Source organism: Streptoalloteichus tenebrarius (assembly GCF_024171885.1).
Lineage (GTDB): Bacteria > Actinomycetota > Actinomycetes > Mycobacteriales > Pseudonocardiaceae > Streptoalloteichus > Streptoalloteichus tenebrarius.
In genome coordinates this window covers 52,788-75,216 of record NZ_JAMTCP010000016.1, presented here as the reverse complement: position 1 = coordinate 75,216, position 22,429 = coordinate 52,788, and the positions used below count along the sequence as shown (strand labels likewise).

Sequence of the window (22,429 nt, the reverse complement as noted above, 5' to 3'; positions counted from 1 at the left end):
GGGGAGGACGACGCCATGCGGGTGCGCGTGACGCACGACTGGCCCTGCTCGGCCGCCGAGGCGGAGGCGCTCCAGGAACGGCTCCGGTCGCGGGTCCGCGCGAGCGGCGAGCTGACCGGGGTGCGGACCGTCGCCGGCCTCGACGTCGCCTACGCCGACGGCAGCGACGACCTCGTCGCCGCGGTCGCCGTGCTGGACGCCGAGACGCTGTCCCCCGTGGACAGCGCGGTCGTCCCTGGGACGGCGACGTTCCCCTACGTGCCGGGGCTGTTCGCGTTCCGCGAGCTGCCGGCGCTGGTGGACGCCCTGGAACGGCTCGCGACCACCCCGGACCTGCTGGTGGTCGACGGGCAGGGGATCGCCCACCCGCGCCGGTTCGGGCTGGCCTGCCACCTTGGCGTGCTCACCGGGGTGCCGAGCATCGGGGTCGCCAAGACGCCGCTGGGCCGGTACGAGCCGCCCGGACCGCGGCGGGGCGACTGGACGCCGCTGCTCGACGGCGACGAGGTCGTCGGCCGGGCGTTGCGCACCCAGGACGGGGTGCGCCCGGTGTTCGTCTCGGTGGGCCATCTCGTCGACCTGGACACGGCCACCGAGCAGGTGCTGCGGCTCGCGCCCCGCTACCGCCTCCCGGAGACGACCCGCCAGGCCGACCACCTCGGCCGCGCCGCCCTCGCGCGCTGAACGGCCGCCGCCGGGGCGGCGCGCGGATCGCGGGTGCGAGAAGACGCACGGCGGGTGCGACATTCCGGTTCCTGGGCACCGCCGAACGGAGGCGGCCGCTTGGTCGAATCCCCGGGAGGGTGCCCACCCCCTGCCCGGCTTCCTCTAGCCTTGTCTGCGGGCCGCTAGCTCAACTGGCAGAGCAGCGGACTTTTAATCCGCGGGTTCAGGGTTCGAGCCCCTGGCGGCCCACCAAAGCCCCTGGTCATCGACCAGGGGCTTCGGCTTGTCAAGATCACAGCCATACGAAACCCGACGCCACGCCGCCCAGCCCCGTGACGGCGGACACGGCGGTGTCAACGGGGCGTCAACATGGCCGGTCGGGTCGTCATGACGGTGTCCGGAGCGGCATCGGAGGGCCCGCCAGGCGCTGTGCTTGTCCCGCACACACCCCACACCGGGGAGGACGCGGTGACTCTTGCGGAAATCCTGCCGTCCCTGCGCGGAATGGCGCAGGCCCGTCTCGAAGAGAACGTCTGGCCCGTCGGCACGACCGTCGACGAGCACGGGGAACTCCTGGTCGGTGGCGTCCGCGTCACCGAGCTGGCCGGCCGGTTCGGCACCCCACTCCACCTGATCGACCTCGCTGACGTGCGCCGGCGCTGCCGCGCGTACCGGGCCGCCCTGCCCGGCGCGGAGATCGCGTACGCCAGCAAGGCGTTCCTGTGCCGGGCCATGGCCCGGCTGGTCGCCGCCGAGGGGCTGTCGCTGGACGTGTGCTCCGCCGGCGAGATCGCGGTGGCCCGCTCGGTCGGCTTCCCCGGCTGGCGGATGCTGTTGCACGGCAACGCCAAGACACCCGAGGACCTCAAGGCCGCGTTCGCCCACGGCGTCGGCCGGATCGTGGTCGACTCGCTGGACGAGGTGGAGCAGCTCGGCGCGCTCGCCAGGGACCGCCAACGCGTCCTGGTCCGGGTGACGCCGGGCGTGGACGGCGGCACGCACGTCGCGGTCACGACTGGCGTGGAGGACCAGAAGTTCGGCTTCCCGCTGAGCACCGGCGCCGCCGCCGAGGCGGTCCGCCACGTGCTCCGCCAGCCGAACCTGCGCCTGGTCGGGCTGCACACCCACCTGGGCTCGCAACTGCGCCGGGTCGCCGACTTCGAACTGGCCACGCGTCGGCTGGTCGGGTTCCTCGCGGCCGTGCGCGACGAGCACGGGCTGGAGCTGCCGGAGCTGAACCTGGGCGGCGGACACGCCGTGCCGCAGCTCCCCGGCGAGGACACCTTCGACCTCGCCGGCTTCGCCCACCGCGTGCGCGTGGCGGTGCACGACGAGTGCGCGAGGCACCGGCTCCGACCGCCCCGCCTGACGGTCGAGCCGGGCAGGGCCCTGGTCGCGGCCGCCGGGGTGACGGTGTACCGCGTGGTCGCGGTGAAGCACGCGGTCCGCACGTTCGTCGCGGTCGACGGCGGGATGAGCGACAACCCGAGGCCGGCGCTGTACGGGGCGCGCTACCTGGCCCGGCTGGTCGGACGGCCCCCGGTCGCGCCGACGCGCGAGGTCACCGTGGTGGGCCGGCACTGCGAGGCGGGCGACGTCCTGGCCAGGGACGTCCCGTTGCCTGGCGACGTCCACGCCGGCGACCTGCTCGCCGTCCCGGCCACCGGGGCCTACCACCACTCGCTCGCCTCGAACTACAACCTCGTCGGTCGCCCGGCCGTGGTGGCCGTGGACGACGGCGCGGTCCGGCTCCTGGTGCGCAGGGAGACCGAGGAGGACCTGCTCCGCCGGGACGTCGGCTGAGCCGGCCGGGCGCCCGCCGCGCCCGGCGAACCCGCGCCGCCCGGTCCCCCGAGCCGGGCGGCGCGCCCCTCACCGGCGGCGGCCGCGGGCGGACCTGATCCGCAGCGGCCAGGCGAACCACAGGACCCCGTAGAAGACCCCGGAGACGGCGCCGAGGAGGACCGCCCACGGCCCGCTGAGCACCACGTCGGCCACCAACACGACCGCGCCGGTCATGGCCGCCGCGAGCAACGCGAGCCCGGCCGTGGCGAACCGGTTCGCCACCCCGATGATCTGCTCCCGCCGTCCCGAGCGGAACAGCAGCCGGTGCCAGGCCGCCGGCGCGATCAGCAGCGCCGCCGCGCCCGTGGCCAGCATGACGGTGACCAGGTGCAGAACCCGCTGGAAGGCGGAGGCGTCCCGGAACACCTCGGTGAACGCCACCGCCAGCAGGAAGGCGAACAGGATCTGCACGCCCGCCTGCGCCACCCGCAGCTCCTGGAGCAGCTCGTTGAGGTTGCGGACGAGCCGTTCGCTGTCGTCCTCCTCGGGCTCGCTCACCCCGGCACCATCTCCTCCCGCCCGGTCCGGTCCTGGACGACGGGTACCCGACGCACCCGTTCGTGCCACCCCAGCGCGGTGACCATGGCCACGACCAGCGCGAACCCCAGCCACTGGGTGGCCGTGAGGTGGTTGCCGAGCAGGCCGACGCCGATCAGCGCGGCGGTCGCGGGGAACGCCAGCTCGGCCAGGGTGGCCCTGGACGCCGGCGTGGAGCGCAGGCCCAGGTAGTACAGGCTCAGCGCGAGCAGGCCCGGCACCACCGCGAGCAGCACCAGCCCGGTGGCGTTGCCCCAGCCGACCGCGACCGGCGCGTCCTGGAGCCACACCACGACGGCGGCTGCCGGCAGGCCCGTCGCGAACCGCGACACGGTCACCTCGCGCGGGCTGAGGGACCGGCTCACCAACCGGCCGAGCACGGTGCCGGCCGCCCACAACGCGGCCGCGCCCACGGCGAGCAGGGCCGCCTGCGCGGCGGCCACACGCACCTGGAACGGGTTCGGGAAGGTCAGCAACCAGGCGCCGACCAGGGCGGGCACGGCGAAGACGAGGTAGCCCGCCCGCACCCGCTCGCGGAGCAGGGCGGAGGCGGCCAGCACGACGAAGACCGGCTGGAGCTTCTGCAACACCAGCGGCGTCACCGCGTCGCCCACGCGGAACGCGGCGGTGAACAGGGCGGTCGCGGCCGCGGACGAGCCGGCCCCGATCGCCAGGACGGCCAACCACTCCCTGGCCGAGCACCGGCGGAGCGCCCGCAGGGCGCCCGGCAGCCACGGCAGGAGGAGCACGAGGACGATCACGTGTTCCCAGAACACGACGGTGGCGGCCGGCAGGGCGTCGGCCAGGGGTTTCCGGAGCAGGCCGTCCGTCCCCCAGAGGGCGGCCGAACAGGCCACCAACCACGTCCGGTCGGCTGTTGTCACTCTCTTCCCGAGCACCGCGACACCGTATGCGGGGGAAGAAATCCCCGGTGGTCCTTCTGGGTGGTACACGATCGGGGGGCGTGCACGATCCCCGCGCCTGCGCCAAGGATTGGGGCATGCGTCGCAAATCCACCATCGCCGCCCTGTTCGGCATGGGCGCTGCGCTCACCCTCCTGACCACCACCCCCGCCGTCGCCTCCACCGAGGCGACCGCCGCCGGCGGCAGCGCCGTCATCGCCCGAGGGACGTTCGAGCCCTACCGACCGGGCGCCACGGCCATCACCTACAACCAGGAGCTGGCCCGCCCCGGCTCCCGCGCGACCGTCGTCGCCTTCCCCGCCCCGAACAACGGCACCCGGGTGGTGCTGCTCACCCAGGGCCTGGTGCCCCACCGCGAGTACGGCGCCCACGCCCACGTCAACGCGTGCGGCGCCACCGGCGCGGCGGCCGGCCCGCACTACCAGAACGTCGTGGACCCCAAGCCGGGGACCTCGACCGACCCGGCCTACGCCAACCCCCGCAACGAGATCTGGCTGGACTTCACCACCGATCGCGAGGGCAACGGCTTCGCGATGACGACCGTGCCCTGGCGGTTCACCGACCGGCACGCGGGCTCGGTGGTCATCCACGAGCACCACACGCACACCGACCCGGGGCACGCCGGCCAGGCCGGTGACCGCCTCGCCTGCATCACCGTCCCGTTCTGACCCCGTCCTTCTCTGACACAGACCGTTCTGACACCACACCGTCCGCGTGACCGCGGGCGGATCGTCCGAAGACCGCCCGGCCCTCCCCGTCGACCCGTCGGGGAGGGCCTTTCCCGCTGCTGGGGGAGGCGGGCGCGCGGCGCGCGGTGAGGTCTTGGCCACACCGCCCCGGCGGAGGGGCGACGCCCACCCCGACGGGACGGCGACAATGGACCGATGCCCAGCACCACCACGCTTCCCGTGCCGGTGACGGCGCCCCTGCGGATCGGCCCCCACGTGGTCGACCCGCCGGTGGTGCTCGCGCCGATGGCCGGCATCACCAACGTGGCGTTCCGCCGGCTGTGCCGCGAGTACGGGGCCGGGCTCTACGTCTGCGAGATGATCACGACGAGGGCGCTGGTCGAGCGGCACCCCGAGACGATGCGGATGATCACCTTCGACCCGGACGAGAAGCCGAGGTCGATGCAGCTCTACGGGGTCGACCCCGAGACGATGGGCCGCGCCGTCCAGATGATCGTCGAGGAGGACCTCGCCGACCACGTGGACATGAACTTCGGCTGCCCCGTCCCCAAGGTGACGCGCAAGGGCGGCGGCTCCGCGTTGCCGTACAAGCGGCGGCTGTTCGCCGCGATCGTGCGCGCGGCGGTGCGGGCGGCCGAGCCGGCCGGCATCCCGGTCACGGTGAAGTTCCGCATCGGCATCGACGACGACCACGTCACCTACCTCGACGCGGGGCGCATCGCCGAGGCGGAGGGCGCCGCCGCGGTCGCCCTGCACGGCAGGACGGCCGCGCAGCGGTACTCCGGCGAGGCCGACTGGTCGGCGATCGCGCGCCTGAAGGAGGCCGTGACGTCGATCCCCGTCCTCGGCAACGGCGACATCTTCTCCGCCGACGACGCCCTGCGGATGGTCCGCGAGACCGGCTGCGACGGGGTCGTGGTGGGCAGGGGCTGCCTCGGCCGCCCGTGGCTGTTCCGGGACCTCCAGGCGGCCTTCGCGGGCCTGCCGATCCCGACCGGCCCTACGCTGGGCGAGGTCGCCGCGGTGCTGCGCCGGCACGCCGAGCTGCTCGCCGCGCACCTGGGCGAGGGCAAGGGCCTGCGCGACCTGCGCAAGCACATGGCGTGGTACCTGCGGGGCTTCCCCATCGGCTCCCAGCTTCGGCAGCGGTTCGGCCTGGTGTCGACGTTCGACGAGCTGGACGACCTGCTCGGCCAGCTCGACCACGACGCCCCGTTCCCCGAGGACGCCGAGGGGCCGAGGGGCCGGCAGGGCTCGCCGGCGCGGGTCGTGCTGCCGGAGGGCTGGCTGGACGACCCGGAGGACCTCAGCGTGCCGGCGGGGGCGGAGATCGACCACTCCGGAGGCTGAGAGCGGGGGCGCGACGCCCCCTCGGCCGACGCCGGGGCACGCCCGGAAACGGTCGCCGCCATACCCGGAGTCGGAATGCGTCGGCCCACCGGAGTCCGCCGCCGGACGTGTTTTCGCCGACACCGGCGCTCCGACGTTCGACCGCCTCCTGAGTCATGTCCGATGACCGGTGCGGGAGAACGCGTCGGGCGCTTTGTCATGACATCGGAAGACGAAGTCCGCGCGACGCCGCCCACGCTCCCGCCAGCCATTTCCGTCGATTCTGGCAAGTGCCAGAGCCCGCGGCGCGGCGCGAATCCGAGTCATCCTCGGGTGTCGGGGACGTGGGTCTGTCACGCTGGGGCCATGACGGGCCGGGGGCGGACGGCGGCGCTCCTGCTGGTGGGGGCGGCGCTGGCCGGGTGCGCCACCGCGGTGCCCGGCGTCGCCCGACCCGTGGAGCTGACCGACAGCGACCGACGGCTGGTCGAGGAGTACTTCGAGCAGGCGAACCACGCCGCCGACCGGGGGGCGGGCGAGCAGGCGGAGTTCTTCCGCCGCACCCAGCACCCCGACGCCAGGGACCGGCTGTGCGACCTCCGGGGGCTCACCGTCTGGATGGAACCCGCGCTGACGACGCTGCGACCCGACCCGGACTGGAGTCCCGGCGGGCGGACGGGGAACCCCAGGGGCGTGGTCTACGTGGTGGCTGTCACACTGACTGCCCGTCGGGAGGGTGCCACGCTGGGTAGTCAGATCGCGTCCAAGCACATCGCGGTCCTCGACGGGACGGCCTACGGGTTCGCCCCCTGCCCGAGCTGACCCGCCCCGGGCGGCGAGGACGCGGCGCGCTCCCAGGGCGAAGGCGGGACGGGACGGTGCTGAGCAGCGTGATCCTCGACACGGAACCGGACGGGACGGCCACCGCCCGCCCCGTCCGACTGCTCCGGCCGGGTGCTCTCCGGCGGGTCCGCCCAGCCCGGTCGGCGGTACCCGGAACCCCGACGACGGGCGACACAGATCACCCACAGTCACCGAAACGGAGCAGTGGGAGGTCAACCGGTCGAGGGAAATCCGGCACGGCCGCGTGCCGCTCGCTCAAGGGGACCGGCCCAGCCGACGACACCACGGACGTAGGGAGGTGAGAGCGGTGACCGTGCTGCGGCCCGACATCGCCGATTCGGACGACGTGCGCGACGGCATGGTGCCCGAGGCCAGGGCCGACCGCGCCGCCCCGCCGCCCGCGCAGGAGACCGGCAGCACCGGTCTCATCCAGCTCCACGAGTCCATCGCCGCGTTGCTCGCCTCCCGCGGCCAGTGGCGACAGGCCTACCAGCACCTCCGCTCGGCGCTCGACCTCCTCTACGCCGACCAGACCGAGCCGCCGCACGTCCCCGAGCAACTCCGCCGCGAGGTCGACCGGCTGCGCAGGGAGCACGCCGAGGCCCGCGAGCAGAGCCTCAGGGACAGCCTCACCGCCAGCTACAACCGCCGCTACCTCGACCAACGGCTGGTCAGCCTGCTCGCCGAGGAGGCCACCCACCCGACGGGCCTCGGCCTGGCCCTGGTCGACCTCGACTGGTTCAAGCAGGTCAACGACACCTACGGGCACCTCGTCGGCGACCGCGTCCTGCAACGCGTCGTCGAACTGCTCCAGGACGGCCTCCCCGAGGGCGCGTTCTGCGCCCGGTACGGGGGCGAGGAGTTCGTCCTCGTGCTCCCCGGCATCGACGCCTCCACCGCGGTCGCGGTCTGCGACGCCGCGCGGGCCAGGGTGGAGCACTACCCGTGGCAGCAGCTCGGCCCGGGCCTGCGCGTGACCGTCAGCGTCGGCCTGGCCCACAGCTCGCCCGGCAACCGCACGGCCGCCGGCCCCGAGCAGACGCTGCTCCAGGCCGACGGGCTGCTCTACGCCGCGAAACGCTCCGGGCGCAACGCCGTGGCCTACCGCCAGAACGGCCGGGTCCGACTCGCCGGCGCGGCCGCGGGTCGCCGTGCCGTGGCCGAACCCCGCGCCGTCGGTTACTGACTCGGCGATTTCCACGAAGCGTGATCGCGTGATCACGCATTTGCGTCCGCCGGTGGGTGGGGACGATTCGCCCGGACGGACCGACACGGTGCGTATTTGCGCGCACGGAAAGTGAAGACATTTCGATGGGTGGTCGTCAGTAGTGGACACCATCCGTACTATCGCGTTCATCAAGCGATCTGATCGTGACGGAACCGGTACGGGTCGCTCCACGTCCACCATGGGCACGCGGCGTAGGGAGCGCGCCCGCAGCAGACCGTGAAAGGGAAGGGAGACCGAGTGCCGGACGACCCCCGCGACGGCTTCGGCTCCCGCCGTTCCCGCAGGCAGCGCGACACCGGCGACCCCCAGGGGGACCAGGCGCGCGACGGCGCCGAGCCCCGCGACGCGCGCCGCGCGGGCCGCGGCTACGAGGAGCCCCCCACCGGCAGGCGGCGGCGCTCCCGCGAGGACTCGGGCGGCGTGAGCGTCTCGGACCTGCTCGCCAAACACGGCACCGGCCAGTACCCCATCCCGGGTCCCCCCTCCGCCGACGAGCCCGCGCGGGCGGCCGAGGACCAGCCGAGCCGGCGGGACCTGCCCGCCCCCGGCCGCGCGCGCCGCGCGGCGGACGAGCCGAGCCGGCCCGCCATGCCGGCGCCGGGCGCGGTTCCCCCCGCCACGGGCCGCGGTCGCCCGGTCGACGAGCCGAGCCGGCCCGCGATGCCCGCCCCCAACCCCACCGGCCGGCGCGCCGTCGACGAGCCCAGCCGCCCGGCGATGCGGGCACCGAGGACCACCCCGCCGGTCACGCCGCCGGGCACGCCGACACCCCCGACCGGCCGTGGCCGTCCCGTGGACGAGCCCAGCCGGCCCGCCATGCCCGCCCCCGGCGCTCCCGCGCCGGACGGGCGCGGCGGCCGGCCGACGGGCGGTCGGGCCCGACAGGGCCAGGTGCCGGGCGGCCCTCCCGCACAGACCCCTTCGGCGCCCCCCACTCCCCCGACCCCTCCGGTGGGGGCGAGTTCCCCTCCGCCACCCGTTCCCCCGCGCGGCCCCCGGCAGCCCGCCGCGCAGGAGCCCTCGGGACGTCAGGACGCGCCCACCCCGCAACGCGGCAGCGGACCCCGTCCGATGCCAACCCGCAAGCAACGCCCCGCCGCGGCCGGCGACGCGCAGGGCCCCGGCAGCCGTGCCCGGATGACGCCGCCGGGCGCGGTGCCGCCCCCGCCGGTGCCGCCCTCGGCCGCCCGGCCCGATCCCGGCGTCCTCGGCTCCCTGTCCGGCGAGGACCCCACGCCGTCCCGGCCGGTGCCCCAGCCGCCGCGGCCCACCACGCCTCCGCCCCCAGGGGCCACGCCACCGCCCCCGGGGGTCACGCCACCGCCCCCCGCCGGAGCGGCTCCCGTCCGGCCCCCGGCCGGCCCGCCGACGCCGGCTGGCCCGCCCGTCCCCGGCGCTGCCCGGCGTCCCGCCCGCCAGGGCGGCGTCGTCCCTCCCGCCGGCCCCTCTCCCGAGGAGGTCACGCAGGAGGTGCCCGCCGTGGGCGACGGTCCCCAGGACCTCGTCGAGCGGCACGAGAAGAGCAAGAAGATCGACGCCACGCTGGCCCGGTTCTCCGCAGTCCACGACGAGGCGCTGGAGGCCGAGCAGAAGAAGCGGAACCGGCTGACCCGGTTCATCCGGCGTGACGAGCTGCCGGACCTCGACGCCGCGGCCGAGGCGACACCGTCGCGGTCGGGCGAGTCGCGCTCGGGTGAGTCGCGGTCGGCGGAGCCGCGCGGCTCGTCCCCCCGTCCGCCGGCGGACGAGGAGGAGACCACCCTCCTGCCGCCCGCGACCGACGAGCCGGAGGGCGCCGAGGAACCGGCGCGCGCCGAGAAGGGCGCCAAGAGGGACGTCAAACGGGACGCCGGCAAGGACGAGGAGCCCGCGGAGTCCGACCCGGCCGTGGAGGGGCGCCCGCGGAACCGGCGCCGCGCACTGCTGGTCGGCAAGGGCCTGGCCGTCGCGGCCGCCGCGCTGGTGTTCGTGGCCAGCGGCATCGGCTGGGGCGGCATGCAGTGGGCCGACAGCAAGTTCCGCAAGGTCATGGCCCTCGACCCCGACTCGGCCGACATCCAGGACAAGGACAAGCAGCTCGGCGACGAGAACTTCCTGCTCGTCGGCTCGGACACCCGCGCGGGCGCGAAGGCCGAGGACCACGTGGGCACCCAGGCCGACGCCGACGGCGCGCGCTCGGACAGCGTGATGATCGCGCACATCCCCCAGGACCGCTCCAGGGTCGTGGTCGTCTCCTTCCCGCGCGACCTGGAGGTCGACCTGCCCGAGTGCGACCAGTGGAACCCCGACACGGGTCAGCTCACCGGGAAGAAGACCGCGCCGAGGAAGAACGCCAAGATCAACGAGGCGTACGCGGCCGGCGGCCCGATGTGCACGAACAAGGTCGTGCAGAAGATCAGCGGCCTCGCCATCAACCACTTCCTCGGCGTGGACTTCCACGGGTTCAAGGGCATGGTCAACGCCGTCGACGGCGTCGAGGTGTGCATCCCCAAGCCGATGATCGACGAGAAGCTGGGGCCGATCTTCCCGCAGGCGGGCAAGAAGGTCCTCAGGGACAACGACGCCCTGAACTTCGTGCGGGCCCGCTACCTGTCCAACGACCCCACGTCCGACTACGGCCGGATGAAGCGGCAGCAGCAGTTCCTGTCCGCGCTGCTGCGCAAGGTCATGTCGAGCCAGGTGCTGCTCGACCCCGGCAAGCTCACGAGTTTCGTGAGCGAGGTCGGGAAGAACACCTTCGGCGACAACGTCGGCGTCGACCAGCTCCTCACGCTCGCGCAGTCGATGCGGGGCGTGTCGGCGGGCCAGATCACCTTCGTGACCGTGCCGACCGTCGGCAACGCCAACGCCAGGGGCAACGAGGTGTTGCGCGTCGACGACACCCGCGCGCTGTTCCGGGCGATCATCGACGGGACGCCGCTGCCCGGCGAGAAGCCGGCCCAGGGCTCGCCGGTCCCGCAGGCGCAGGCCCCGCAGGGCGGCGCGGCCGTGGACCCGAAGACGGTCAAGCTCCAGGTGGTCAACGGCAGCGGCCGGGACGGCGCCGGCAAGGAGACCGCCGACGCGCTGGCCGCCCAGGGTTTCACGGTCGTCACCCGGCGGGACGGCGAGCGCGGCGAGAAGACCCAGATCCGGCACTCCGGCCAACGCGCCGCGCAGGCCAGGACGCTCAAGTCCGCCGTGCCGAGCGCGGAGCTGGTCGAGGACCCGTCGCTGGGCGGCGCGATCCAGCTCGTGCTCGGCGCCAACTTCGACGGCAGGGTGGTCAAGCCGGGCAGCGAGCCCCCGCAGGGGGAGCAGAAGCCGGGCGACCAGAAGCCGCCGGCGGGTCCGCTGCCGAACGACCTGTCCACGGTCAACGCCGCCGACGACGGCCCCTGTGGCTGAGGAAGATCAACGCAGGCCAGGGCGGGTGCGGTCATCGCGTGGACACCGGCGGTTCACCTCGGGTTCACCGCCGCATCGCGTCCCCGCGACCGATCCACCGTAGCCTTGGGCCATGCGTGAGGCTTACCACGAGCAACTCGAGGACCTGGCGGGCGAGCTGGCGGCCATGTGCGACATGGCCGCCACCGCGATGGAGAAGGCCACCAGGTCGTTGCTCGACGTCGACCTCAGCCTCGCTGAGGAGGTCATCGGCGACGACGTGAAGGTCGACGAGGAGCGGGCGAAGTGCGAGGAGCACGCGCTCGCCCTGCTCGCGCTCCAGTCCCCGGTGGCGACCGACCTGCGCATCGTGATCACCGCCCTGCACGCCGCGGAGAGCCTCGAGCGCATGGGCGACCTCGCGCAGCACGTCGCCAAGGCGACGCGGCGGCGGCACCCGCAGCCGGTGCTGCCGGACCAGGTGCGCCCCTACTTCGCCGAGATGGGCCGGGTCGCCGTGCACCTCGCGCGGCGCGCCGAGGAGGTCATCCGCACCAAGGACATCGACCTCGCCCGCCGGCTGGAGGACGAGGACGACGCCATGGACGACCTGCACCGGCACCTGTTCTCGGTGCTGATGGACAAGGAGTGGCCGCACGGCACCGCCGCGGCGGTCGACGTCACCCTGCTCGGCCGGTTCTACGAGCGCTTCGCCGACCACTCGGTGTCGGTGGCGCGCCGGATGGTCTTCGTGGTCACCGGCAAGATGCCGGGCTCCGAAGAACACTGAGCGACTCCGCCCCGGCCCCGACCAGCACCGGTCGGGGCCGGTCGGGGCACACGCGGAACGCCCCTCGCACCACGTGGTGCGAGGGGCGTTCCGCGTTCCGCCCGGAGAACCGTCGGGGAGGGATCAGCCGAAGCGGCCGGAGATGTAGTCCTCGGTGGCCTTCTGGCTGGGGTTGGAGAAGATCTTCTCGGTGTCGTCCACCTCGACCAGGCGACCCGGCTGGCCCACGCCGGCCAGGTTGAAGAACGCGGTCTGGTCGCTGACCCGCGCCGCCTGCTGCATGTTGTGCGTGACGATGACGATCGTGTAGTCCTGCTTCAGCTCGGTGATCAGGTCCTCGATCGCCAACGTGGAGATCGGGTCGAGCGCCGAGCAGGGCTCGTCCATCAGCAGCACGTCCGGCTGCACCGCGATGGCCCTGGCGATGCACAGCCGCTGCTGCTGACCACCGGAGAGGCCGCCACCCGGCTTGTCCAGCCGGTCCTTGACCTCCTCCCAGAGGTTGGCCCCGCGCAGCGACCGCTCGCACACCTCGTCGAGCCGCCTCCGGTTCTTCACCCCGGCCAGCTTCAGCCCGGCCACCACGTTGTCCCTGATCGACATCGTGGGGAACGGGTTCGGGCGCTGGAACACCATGCCGATGGTGCGCCGCACCTCGACCGGGTCGACGGTGGCGGCGTAGATGTCCTCGCCGTCCAGCAGCACCTGGCCCTCGACCCTGGCGCCCGGCGTCACCTCGTGCATCCGGTTCAGGGAGCGCAGCACCGTCGACTTGCCGCAGCCCGACGGGCCGATGAAGGCGGTGACGCTGCGCGGCGGGACCGACAGCGTGACGCTGTCCACGGCGTGGAACTTGCCGTAGTAGATGTTGACGTCCTTGATGTCGATGCGCTTTGCCATCGCTGGTCCCCGCCCGCTCACTTCTTGATGGCCGACAACCGCGAGATGACGGTGGCCAGCAGGTTGAACAGCATGATGATCAGCACGAGGGTCATCGCCGCGCCCCAGGTGCGGTTGAACCCGGCCGTCTCCGGGTTGGCGAACTGGTCGTTCATCAGCAGCGGCAGGTTCGCCTGGTTGCCGTCGAAGACGTTGAGGTTGATCGACGACGCGTACGCGCCGACGATCAGCGCGGGCGCGGTCTCGCCCATCACCCTGGCCAGGCCGAGCATCACGCCGGTGACGATGCCGGACATCGCGGTCGGCAGCACGATCTTCACGATCGTCTTCCACTTCGGCACGCCCAACGCGTACGACGCCTCGCGCAGCTCGTTGGGCACGATCCGCAGCATCTCCTCGGTGGTGCGGATGACCACCGGGATCATCAGCAGCAACAGGGACAGCGACACCGCGAAGCCACTGCGGCCGAACCCGAGGATCGAGATCCAGAGCGCGTAGACGAACAGGCCGGCCACGATGGACGGCACGCCGGTGAGGATGTCGACCATGAACGTGGTGACCCTGGCGAGGCGGGTGCCCGCCCCGTACTCCACCAGGTAGACGCCCACCATCACGCCCACCGGCACCGAGAGCACCGCCGTGGACAGGGCCTGCACCACCGTGCCGTAGATCGCGTGGTACGCGCCGCCGCGGTCGTCGTAGGGGCGCAGCCCGTACAGCGAGTGCGTCCACCAGTCGGCGTGCAGGACCGGTTGCAGGCCCTTCTCCAGCACCGACCACAGCACCCACACCAGCGGGACCACCGCGACGAGGAAGGCCAGCGCCACCAGCGTGGTCGCCACCGCGTTCTTGACCTTGCGCCCGAGGCCGACGCCCTGGAAGGCGGGGCCGGTGGCCGGGCGGTGCAGGTCGGTCGTCGCGGTCGTCATGCCGACACCTTCTTCCTGGCGACGATCGCCCGCGCCAGCGCGTTGACCGCGAAGGTCAGGGCGAACAGGACGAGGCCGGCCGCGATGTAGGCGCCCGCGGTCAGCTCGTTGTTGAACTCGCCGGCGCCCAACGCGATCTTGGAGGCGATCGTGGCCCCGCCGTCGAAGAAGCTCAGCTTCGGCGCGGCCCCGGTGCCCGACAGGATCAGGTAGAGCGCCACGGTCTCGCCGAGCGCGCGGCCCAGCCCCAGCATCGACGCGCTGACGTAGCCGGCCTTGCCGAACGGGATGACGGTGGTCCGCACCATCTCCCACTTCGTCGCGCCCAGCGCGAGGGCGCCCTCGATGTGCTCCTTCGGCGTGCGCTCGAAGACCTCGCGGCTGACCGCGGTGATGACCGGCAGGATCATCACCGCGAGCACCACGCCCGCGGTGAGGACGTTGCCGGCGCCGCTGATCGAGACATTGCCCTGGGCGAAGAGCGGGACGAACCCGAGGTTGCGGTTCAGCCACTCGGCGACGGGCACCAGCGTGGGGCCGAGCACCTTGATGCCCCACAGGCCGAAGATGATCGAGGGCACCGCGGCCAGCAGGTCCACCACGTAGGCGAACGGGCGCGCGAGCCGTCGCGGCGCGTAGTGGGTCAGGAACAGCGCGATACCCAGCGACACCGGCATCGCCAGCGCCAGCGCCAGCACCGAGGTGGCGACGGTGACCCACAGCAGGTGGAGGATGCCGAACTGGAGGCTGTTCGGGTCGGTGGTGTTCCAGACCCCGCTGGTCAGGAACCCGACCTGGTTCGCGCGGAGCGCCGGGACCGCCTGCAACAGCAGGAACAGGCCGATCGCCGCGATCAACACGACGATGAACGCCCCCGCGCCGACGGCCGTGCCGCGGAAGACGCGGTCGCCGGGACGCCGGACCGGTGTGGAAGCTGGCTCGCCCTGGGCGGTGTTCGCGGTGGAGATGGGACCCTCCGGAGTGTCCGGTGAGCTCGCGGCGCCGCCCCGCGACGACCCCGGCGCCCCGTGGGGCGCCCGCGCCCGACCGGGCGTCTCCTTGGCCGACGCGGAGCGGTCCGCCAGCGTCGAGTCGCTCATGGCGTCTCGTTCAGTCTCGCAGATGACGGGTGGTTCGTCCGGGCTCAGGCGATCGCCTTGACGGCGTCCTCCAGCTTGGTCCGGAACTCCTTCGGCAGCGGGACGTAGCCGACCTTGGTGAGGTTGTCCTGGCCGGGGCCGGCGGCGGTGGTCAGGAACGCCTTGACGGCCTTGGTGGTGTCGGCGTCGTAGCCCTTGGAGCAGACCAGCTCGTAGGTCACCAGGACCAGCGGGTAGGCGCCGGCCTCCTTCGAGGAGTACAGGGCGTCGAGGTCGATGACCATGTCGTTGCCCTGCCCCTTGATCTTGGCCGAGGCGATGGCCCTGCCCGCGCTCGCGTCGGTCAGCTCCACGGGGCCGGCGCCGCTGTCGATCTTGGCGACGCCGAGCTTGGCGCTCTTGGCGAAGGAGCTCTCCACGTAGGTGATGGAGCCCTCGGTGGCCTTGACGCCGTCGGAGACGCCCTGCGACTTGGCCTTGCCCTCGCCGACGCCGCCCTTGAACTGCTTGCCGCCGCCCTGCGTCCAGACGCCCTTGGCCGAGGCCTGGAGGTACTTCTGGAAGTTGTCGGTGGTGCCGGACTCGTCGGACCGGAAGAACACCACGATGTCCTTGTCCGGCAGGTTGGCGCCGCCGTTGAGCGCCTTGATGGCCGGGTCGTTCCACTTCTTGATCTGGCCGTTGAAGATCTTGGCCGTGGTCTCCGGGTTGAGCACGAGACCGTCGACGCCCGGCAGGTTGTAGGCCACGGCCACCGGGCCGAAGACCAGCGGCAGGTGCCACACCGGGTTGCCCTGGCACCGCTCGGCGGCCTTGGCGACCTCGTCGTCCTTCAGCGGCGAGTCGGTGCCACCGAAGTCCACCTGCTTCGAGGTGAACTGCTTGATGCCGTTGCCCGAGCCGGTCGGGTTGTAGGCGACGTCGAAGCCCTGGCACTTGGCCGCGTAGGCAGCGACGAACTCCTGGATGGCGTTGGTCTGCGCGGACGAGCCCTCGCCCGTGAGCTGCTTCTTGCCGCCGCAGTCCACGTTGACGCCGTTCGCGGCGCTGTTGCCCCCCGAGGCCGGCGCGTTGTTGTCGCTGCCGCACGCCGAGAGCAGGAGCGCGCCCGCGGCCGCGAGACCGAGCGCCGCACCGTGCCGCTTGATGTTCACCAGGATCCTCCACGACTAGGGAAGGCGGGGTGTTCCGCGGCCCGGTTGCCTCCTGCGACCGCTGCGCCGGACGCTAGGCAGGGAGGGTTGACACGCGCCGGTCTCCAGGTGAACGAAAAGTGAACAAGGCCGACCGGGTGAGCATTGGCACCCCCGTTGGTCTGATCCTGTGCCCGTGCCGTGACCTGCTACTCAGCGCTGCGTGACGGAGGGCTCACTGTTCGGATGAACGGGCGTACTGCACATCGGTGTCCCAGTGCCGGAAACCCAGCCTCCGGTACACCGCGATCGCCGGCTCGTTGTCCGACTCCACGTACAGCATCACGGCCGGCAGACCCGCGGCGCGGAGATGGCGCAGCCCGGCCAGGGTGAGCGCCTTGCCCAACCCGCCGCCCTGCGCGTCGGGGTCCACGCCAAGCACGTAGACCTCGCCGATCGGCTCCTCGCCGGCGTGCACCTTCGTCCAGTGGTACCCCAGCAGGCGCTCCCCGCCGTCGGGGTCCTCGCGCACCGCGAGCAGGAACCCGGCCGGGTCGAACCACGACTCCGCCTCCCGCGCCCGCACGTCCGCCACGTCCCAGCCGCCCTGCTCCGGGTGCCAGGAGAAGGCGCGGTTGTTCACCTCGACCACGGCGGCCTCATCCCGGCCCACCACGAACGGCCGCAGGCGCACGCCCTCGGGCAAAGACGCCTCCGGCAGCGGCTCGTCGAACTCCCGTCGCATCCGCCACAACGCCCTGACCTGCCGGAACCCGTGACGCTCCGCGAGCCGCGCGGCGCCGGGGTGCCCGCCGTGCGACCAGACGCGCAGCGCGTCGGGCCCGGGGGCCAGCTCGACCAGGCCGGCGACCAGCTCCGCGCCGAACCCGCGCCGGCGCAGCTCGGGGTGGACCACCAGCTCGGCGACGGCGGGCGAGCCCTCCGCGCCCGGCTCCAGGTGCGCGTAGCCGGCCAGGCGACCGTCGTCGTCCCTGACGAGGAGATGCCGCGAGGACTCCGGCGCGGCCGGCGCGTCGGGGCGCAGCCGCAGGCGCACGTGGTCGGACACCGGGGACACCCGGTCCTCGGCCACCGCCGCGTCGATCAGCCCGACCACCTCGGCCGAGCGGTCGGAGTCCAGAACGTCACGCCATTCCCGCAGCACCACGCCGTCGACGCTAGTCGACAGGCCACACTGGACACGCGTGCCAATGATCACCTCAGTGGGGGAACACCGCCGGACGGCCGGTTGTTCGCCGCCCCACCACGCGGCCCCGCGGCCACGCCGCCGCCCCGGGCCGCTCAGTGACCGCTCAGTGGCCGCTGTGGAGGAACTCCCGCCCGACCGCAGGCTGCTCGACCAGCTCCACCGCCGGCTCGGCCGTCCGGGCGCCCCTGGGCGGTCGCACGAACTTGTAGCCCACGTTGCGCACGGTCCCGATCAGGCTCTCGTGCTCGGGGCCGAGCTTCGCCCGCAGCCGCCGCACGTGCACGTCCACCGTGCGCGTGCCCCCGAAGAAGTCGTAGCCCCACACCTCCTGGAGGAGCTGCGCGCGGGTGAACACCCGGCCCGCGTGCTGCGCGAGGTACTTCAGCAGCTCGAACTCCTTGTAGGTCAGCTCCAGCGGCCGGCCCCGCAGGCGCGCGGTGTAGGTCGCCTCGTCGATCACCAGGTCGCCGAGCTGGAGGGCGCCGTCGCCACCCCGGTGCGCCGCGGCCCGACGGGCGCGCACCAACCGCAACCGGGCGTCCACCTCGGCCGGCCCCGCGGTCGGCAGCAGGATCTCGTCCACGCCCCAGTCGGCGCTCACCGCCACCAGGCTGCCCTCGGGCACGACGGCGACGACCGGCACGTCCACCCCGCCGTTGGCCAGCAGCCGGCACAGGCCACGGGCGCCCACGAGGTCGCCCCGCGCGTCAACCAGCACCGCGTCGTGCGGCCCCGCCTCCAGCAGGGCCGACACCTCGGGGGCCAGCGGACGCACGGTGTGCGGCAACAACGCGAGCGCCGGCAGCACCGCGTCGGGTCGGGGGTCGTTGGTCAGGAGCAACAGGTCGGCGCTCATCCGGGCCGCCCTCCTCCCCACCGCGGGCGCGCCGCGGTCTCTTGTGGCGTGCAAGAGGCATGGCTCCGTTGCCAACAGTCGTGGGGCAGGATAACCGTCGTGACCTGCGGAAGCCCAGAGCCGACCACCCGATCCGTGGCCGTGTTCACAGCCGACGGCGTCCGCCTCTCGGGTGTCGTGGCGGCCCCGGGACACGACCTCGCGGTGGTCGTCGGCCACGGCTTCACCAACAACACCGCGCGCCCCACCGTCCAGCGGGTCCTGCGCCGCCTCGCCCGCGGCAGGACCGTCATCGCCCTCGACTTCCGGGGCCACGGCCGTTCCGGGGGGCGCAGCACGCTCGGGGTCGACGAGGTGCTCGACCTCGCCGCCGGGGTGGAGCTGGCGCGGCGCCTCGGCCACCGGCGGATCGCCACGCTGGGCTTCTCGATGGGCGCGTCCGTGGTGGTGCGGCACGCCGCGCTCACGCCCGAGGCGGAACGCCCCGACGCGGTGGTCGCGGTGAGCGGGCCGGCGCGGTGGTACGAGCGCGAGACGCCGCCGATGCGGCGGCTGCACTGGCTGGTGGAGGAGCCGGCCGGCCGGTTGCTGGCCAGGGCGCTCGGGGTCCGGCTGGCCGCGGCGTGGCGGGAGGTGCCGCCCAGCCCGGTCGAGCTGGCCCGCCGGGTCCCGCCCACCCCGCTGCTGCTCGTGCACGGCGACCGCGACCACTACTTCCCCGCCGAGCACGGGCGGTCCCTGCACCTGGCGGCCGGCGGCGGCGCCGAACTGTGGCTCGAACGCGGGATGCGCCACGCCGAGTCCGCCACGAGCCCCGAGCTGGTAGACCGGATGGGAGCGTGGCTGGACGCCAACGCCCCGGCATCCTCCGATCGTCGACAGGACGGACACGTCGCGTGAAGAAGCTCGTCATCGCCCTGCTGGTGCTGCTCGGCCTGCTCGTCGCGGCCGACTTCGGCGCGGCGGCGTTCGCCGAGTACCAGCTCTCCCGGAAGCTGCGGGCCGAGCTGAACCTGACCGACGACCCCGACGTGCGGGTCAACGGCTTCCCGTTCCTGACCCAGGCGCTGGCCGGGGACTACCGCGAGATCGAGATCCGGGCCAACCGGGTGGCCTTCGGCCAGTTCCGCGACCTCGGCCTGGTGGCGACCGCCCGGCACGTCCGCGCGTCACTGTCCGACCTGGCCTCCGGGTCGGCGCGGGTCACGGTGGACGAGGTCGACGGCCAGCTCGAGGTCAGGGCCAACGACATCGGCCGCATGATCGACATCCCCGACCTGAAGATCGAACCGGCTCCCGAGGAGCTGGAGGCGACGGCGGCCGGGCAGAACAAGCCCGCGCCCGGCGACCGCACCACGGCCGGGGTCAAGCTGACCGGCAGCACCGAGATCGCCGGGCGCAAGGTCCAGGCGACCATCACCGGCGTGCTGGCCCTGGTCGACAACCAGATCCAGGTCACCCCCCGGCAGACGCAGCTCGACACGGGCACGGGTGCGTTCCCGCTGCCGGAGGCGGTGAAACGCCACCTCGTGCAGACCTTCACCTTCCGGCTCGACCCCGGCGGCCTGCCGCTCAACGCCCGGCCCACCGAGGTGTCGGCCCAGAACGGCGCGCTGGTCATCCGGGGCAAGGCGACGAACGTGACGCTCGGGGGAGGCTCGTCCCGATGAGCGCCGGGTGGTGGGGGTTGCTCGGCGCGCTGGTGGTCGCGACCGCCCTCGGGCTGCTCCACCGCGCGCGGGACGGCCGGATCCGCCACCGGGTCGCCCCCACCGCCGACCGAACGCGGACGGCCGGGAGTCCCGGCGACGACCGGAACACCGCGAACAGCGACACCGAGAACAGCACCAAGAACAGCACCAAGAACAACTCTGAAAACAACTCTGAGAACGCCGAGAAGGACGCGGTGGACGCGCAGGACACGAGCCGCACGAGCGACACGAGCGACGTGACCGGCACAGCGGCCGGAGCGCACCTGCCCGAGGTCGTGCGCGCGGCGCTGGGCGAGGGCGTGACGCTCGTGCAGCTCTCGTCCACGTTCTGCGCGCCGTGCCGGCACGCCCGGGTGCTGCTGAGCGACCTCGCGGACCGCACCGAGGGGCTGCGGCACGTCGAGATCGACCTGACCGAGCGGCCGGAGCTGGCCGCGCGGCTCCGCGTCTACCGCACCCCCACCACGCTCGCGCTGGACGAGTCCGGACGCGAGCTGCTGCGCGTCGGCGGCGTCCCGAAGCGCGACGCCCTGCTGGACGCGCTCCGCCCCCACCTGCCCTCCTGAGGCGGAGCCCGCGCCCTCCCGGTCGTCCTGGTGTCCTGGTGTCCTGGCGTCCTGGCGTCCTGGCGTCCTGGCGGGAGGTTCCCAGCTCGAAGATGGCCGCCCGACCAGGGAAAACAGCGTTCCGCGCCCCGTCTGCCGTCGCGCCGTCGCGCCTCGGTCCGGCTCGCCCTACCGGCCGCTTCGGCACTGTTCCATCTGGTGGACGCCCCTCCCAGGGGCAAGGAGGGTTCGGTAGCCTCCGAGCCATGGACTGGCTGTTCACGAAGCGACGCGCGGTCGACCTGTGCCGCGTCTTCAGCAGCCTGTGTCCGACGCGCTGACCCGGCGGTCGCCCCCGGGGGCCACGCGGCGCTGAGCGAGGCGCGCGACCCGGCCGATCACCGCCGCTGACGGATCTTCCCCGTCTCCCGTCAGGAGGAGGTCATCGTGTCCGCACACCCGCCCTCAGACCCCACCGCCCCCACCCCGCCCGGCGAGACCGGTCCCGCCGGCCGCCGGAACCGCGCGGTCGACCCCCGTGGCCCGCGCTTCACGGCGGGGGTGACCAGCGTCGTGCTGGCGCTGGTGCTGGTCACCGGCAGTTGGCGACTACTGGCCGCCCAAATGTTGATCTTCGCCCTGTGCGCCTTCGTCGGCCTCAGGCTGAACCCGTACGGCTACGTCTTCCGCAAGGCCGTGCTGCCCCGGCTGCGACCGACCGAGGAACGGGAGGACCCGTCGCCCCTGCGGTTCGCGCAGGGCGTCGGCTTCGCCTTCAGCCTCGTCGGCGTCGTCGGCTACGCCAGCGGGTTCACCACCCTCGGCGTCGTGGCCACGGCCGCGGCGCTGGTCGCGGCGTTGCTCAACGCCGTCTTCGGGTTCTGCCTCGGGTGCGAGGCGTACCTCCTCCTCCGCCGGCTCGGGCCGGCGGCGCACCGCCACCAGACGTCCTGAACAGCGAGTAGGGAAGAAGGAGCGCTCGATGAGCCGTGAGAACGTCCTGGTCTCGGCCGAGTGGGCCGAGAAGAACCTCGACACGCCAGGGGTGGTGTTCGTCGAGGTGGACGAGGACACCACCGCCTACGACGGTGGCCACATCCCGGGCGCCGTGCGGATCGACTGGCGGACCGAGTTGCAGGACCCGGTGCGGCGCGACTTCGTCGACCGCGCCGGTTTCGAGAAGCTGCTGTCCGCCAAGGGCATCGCCAACGACGACACGGTCGTCCTCTACGGCGGCAACAACAACTGGTTCGCCGCGTACGCCTACTGGTACTTCCGCCTGTACGGGCACCAGAACGTCAAGCTGCTCGACGGCGGCCGCAAGAAGTGGGAACTCGACGGCCGCCCGCTGACCAGGGACGTCGTCGAGCGCGAGGCGACCACCTACCAGGCCAAGGAGCAGGACGCCTCGATCCGCGCGTTCCGCGACGAGGTCGTCGAGGCGATCGGCGCGAAGAACCTGGTCGACGTGCGCTCGCCCGACGAGTTCTCCGGCAAGCTGCTCGCCCCCGCGCACCTGCCGCAGGAGCAGGCGCAGCGGGCCGGGCACATCCCGACCGCGATCAACGTGCCGTGGAGCAAGGCGGCCAACGAGGACGGCACGTTCAAGAGCGACGACGAGCTGCGCGCGATCTACGGCGACGCCGGGCTGGACGGCTCCCGGCCGACCATCGCCTACTGCCGGATCGGCGAGCGGTCCTCGCACACCTGGTTCGTGCTCCACGAGCTGCTGGGCCACGAGGACGTGAAGAACTACGACGGGTCGTGGACCGAGTACGGCTCGCTGGTCGGCGTGCCGATCGAGGTCGGCGCGGGGAAGGAGTCCTGA

21 protein-coding genes and 1 tRNA gene are annotated in these 22,429 nt (G+C 73.2%); 14 read left to right on the top strand and 8 right to left on the bottom strand.

Features of this window, described 5'->3' with window-relative positions:
- Positions 1-15: 15 nt before the first annotated feature.
- The 3 genes from nfi (at position 16) to lysA (ending at position 2,469) form a co-directional block, all read left to right on the top strand.
- Complete coding sequence (nfi, locus tag LX15_RS15520) at positions 16-684, top strand: deoxyribonuclease V (RefSeq protein ID WP_253670292.1); 669 nt, start codon at positions 16-18, stop codon at positions 682-684.
- A 158-nt stretch (positions 685-842) separates the two neighbouring features.
- Positions 843-918, top strand: a tRNA-Lys gene (locus LX15_RS15515).
- Positions 919-1,134: 216 nt separating this feature from the next.
- A complete protein-coding gene (lysA, locus tag LX15_RS15510) occupies positions 1,135-2,469 on the top strand; it encodes a diaminopimelate decarboxylase (protein ID WP_253670291.1) in 1,335 nt (444 codons plus the stop codon).
- Positions 2,470-2,538: 69 nt separating this feature from the next.
- On the opposite strand, the gene LX15_RS15505 is transcribed toward lysA, so the two are convergent.
- Together LX15_RS15505 and LX15_RS15500 are read right to left on the bottom strand one after the other, a co-directional pair.
- Positions 2,539-3,009, bottom strand: coding sequence for a DUF6328 family protein (locus LX15_RS15505; RefSeq protein ID WP_253670290.1), 471 nt, complete (start codon positions 3,007-3,009; stop codon positions 2,539-2,541).
- Positions 3,006-3,947 carry a DMT family transporter gene (locus LX15_RS15500; RefSeq protein WP_253670289.1) on the bottom strand — a complete coding sequence of 314 codons (942 nt, stop codon included), beginning with the start codon at positions 3,945-3,947 and terminating at the stop codon, positions 3,006-3,008. Before LX15_RS15500 ends, LX15_RS15505 begins: the two co-directional genes overlap by 4 nt.
- Positions 3,948-4,048: 101 nt before the next feature.
- Between LX15_RS15500 and LX15_RS15495 the strand changes: the two genes are divergently transcribed.
- The 6 genes from LX15_RS15495 to phoU all read left to right on the top strand — a co-directional run bounded on the left by LX15_RS15495 (position 4,049) and on the right by phoU (position 12,216).
- A complete protein-coding gene (locus LX15_RS15495; RefSeq protein ID WP_253670288.1) occupies positions 4,049-4,639 on the top strand; it encodes a superoxide dismutase in 591 nt (196 codons plus the stop codon).
- A 216-nt stretch (positions 4,640-4,855) separates the two neighbouring features.
- A complete protein-coding gene (dusB, locus tag LX15_RS15490) occupies positions 4,856-6,010 on the top strand; it encodes a tRNA dihydrouridine synthase DusB (RefSeq protein WP_253670287.1) in 1,155 nt (384 codons plus the stop codon).
- A 345-nt stretch (positions 6,011-6,355) separates the two neighbouring features.
- Positions 6,356-6,811, top strand: coding sequence for a hypothetical protein (locus tag LX15_RS15485; protein ID WP_253670286.1), 456 nt, complete (start codon positions 6,356-6,358; stop codon positions 6,809-6,811).
- Positions 6,812-7,139: 328 nt separating this feature from the next.
- Positions 7,140-8,018 (top strand): GGDEF domain-containing protein, encoded by an 879-nt coding sequence (locus tag LX15_RS15480; protein ID WP_253670285.1) that lies wholly within the window; start codon positions 7,140-7,142, stop codon positions 8,016-8,018.
- A 279-nt stretch (positions 8,019-8,297) separates the two neighbouring features.
- Positions 8,298-11,447: an LCP family glycopolymer transferase gene (locus LX15_RS33140; RefSeq protein ID WP_308213472.1), complete on the top strand. Its 3,150-nt coding sequence runs from the start codon at positions 8,298-8,300 to the stop codon at positions 11,445-11,447.
- A 112-nt stretch (positions 11,448-11,559) separates the two neighbouring features.
- Positions 11,560-12,216 carry a phosphate signaling complex protein PhoU gene (phoU, locus tag LX15_RS15470; protein ID WP_253670284.1) on the top strand — a complete coding sequence of 219 codons (657 nt, stop codon included), beginning with the start codon at positions 11,560-11,562 and terminating at the stop codon, positions 12,214-12,216.
- Positions 12,217-12,339: 123 nt separating this feature from the next.
- Here phoU and pstB read toward each other — a convergent pair whose 3' ends face one another.
- From pstB to LX15_RS15440, 6 genes are all read right to left on the bottom strand, one after another.
- Positions 12,340-13,116, bottom strand: a complete 777-nt coding sequence (gene pstB / locus LX15_RS15465; protein ID WP_253670283.1) for a phosphate ABC transporter ATP-binding protein PstB — start codon at positions 13,114-13,116, stop codon at positions 12,340-12,342.
- Positions 13,117-13,133: 17 nt separating this feature from the next.
- Complete coding sequence (gene pstA / locus LX15_RS15460; protein WP_253670282.1) at positions 13,134-14,045, bottom strand: phosphate ABC transporter permease PstA; 912 nt, start codon at positions 14,043-14,045, stop codon at positions 13,134-13,136.
- Positions 14,042-15,145 carry a phosphate ABC transporter permease subunit PstC gene (gene pstC / locus LX15_RS15455; RefSeq protein ID WP_253670281.1) on the bottom strand — a complete coding sequence of 368 codons (1,104 nt, stop codon included), beginning with the start codon at positions 15,143-15,145 and terminating at the stop codon, positions 14,042-14,044. Before pstC ends, pstA begins: the two co-directional genes overlap by 4 nt.
- Before the next feature lie 44 nt (positions 15,146-15,189).
- On the bottom strand, positions 15,190-16,299 hold the full coding sequence (pstS, locus tag LX15_RS15450) for a phosphate ABC transporter substrate-binding protein PstS (RefSeq protein WP_253670280.1): 1,110 nt from the start codon (positions 16,297-16,299) through the stop codon (positions 15,190-15,192).
- Positions 16,300-16,513: 214 nt separating this feature from the next.
- A complete protein-coding gene (gene mshD / locus LX15_RS15445; RefSeq protein ID WP_301304661.1) occupies positions 16,514-17,440 on the bottom strand; it encodes a mycothiol synthase in 927 nt (308 codons plus the stop codon).
- A gap of 151 nt (positions 17,441-17,591) precedes the next feature.
- Complete coding sequence (locus LX15_RS15440) at positions 17,592-18,344, bottom strand: winged helix-turn-helix domain-containing protein (protein WP_253670279.1); 753 nt, start codon at positions 18,342-18,344, stop codon at positions 17,592-17,594.
- A gap of 135 nt (positions 18,345-18,479) precedes the next feature.
- Here LX15_RS15440 and LX15_RS15435 point away from each other — a divergent pair, with 135 nt between their 5' ends.
- From LX15_RS15435 to LX15_RS15415, 5 genes are all read left to right on the top strand, one after another.
- Positions 18,480-19,244 carry an alpha/beta hydrolase gene (locus LX15_RS15435; RefSeq protein ID WP_253670278.1) on the top strand — a complete coding sequence of 255 codons (765 nt, stop codon included), beginning with the start codon at positions 18,480-18,482 and terminating at the stop codon, positions 19,242-19,244.
- Positions 19,241-20,014 (top strand): LmeA family phospholipid-binding protein, encoded by a 774-nt coding sequence (locus LX15_RS15430; RefSeq protein WP_253670277.1) that lies wholly within the window; start codon positions 19,241-19,243, stop codon positions 20,012-20,014. Before LX15_RS15435 ends, LX15_RS15430 begins: the two co-directional genes overlap by 4 nt.
- Before the next feature lie 236 nt (positions 20,015-20,250).
- A complete protein-coding gene (locus LX15_RS15425; RefSeq protein ID WP_372502732.1) occupies positions 20,251-20,622 on the top strand; it encodes a TlpA family protein disulfide reductase in 372 nt (123 codons plus the stop codon).
- 426 nt (positions 20,623-21,048) lie between these two features.
- Complete coding sequence (locus tag LX15_RS15420; RefSeq protein WP_308213471.1) at positions 21,049-21,555, top strand: DUF4395 domain-containing protein; 507 nt, start codon at positions 21,049-21,051, stop codon at positions 21,553-21,555.
- 28 nt (positions 21,556-21,583) lie between these two features.
- Positions 21,584-22,429 (top strand): sulfurtransferase, encoded by an 846-nt coding sequence (locus LX15_RS15415; protein ID WP_253670276.1) that lies wholly within the window; start codon positions 21,584-21,586, stop codon positions 22,427-22,429.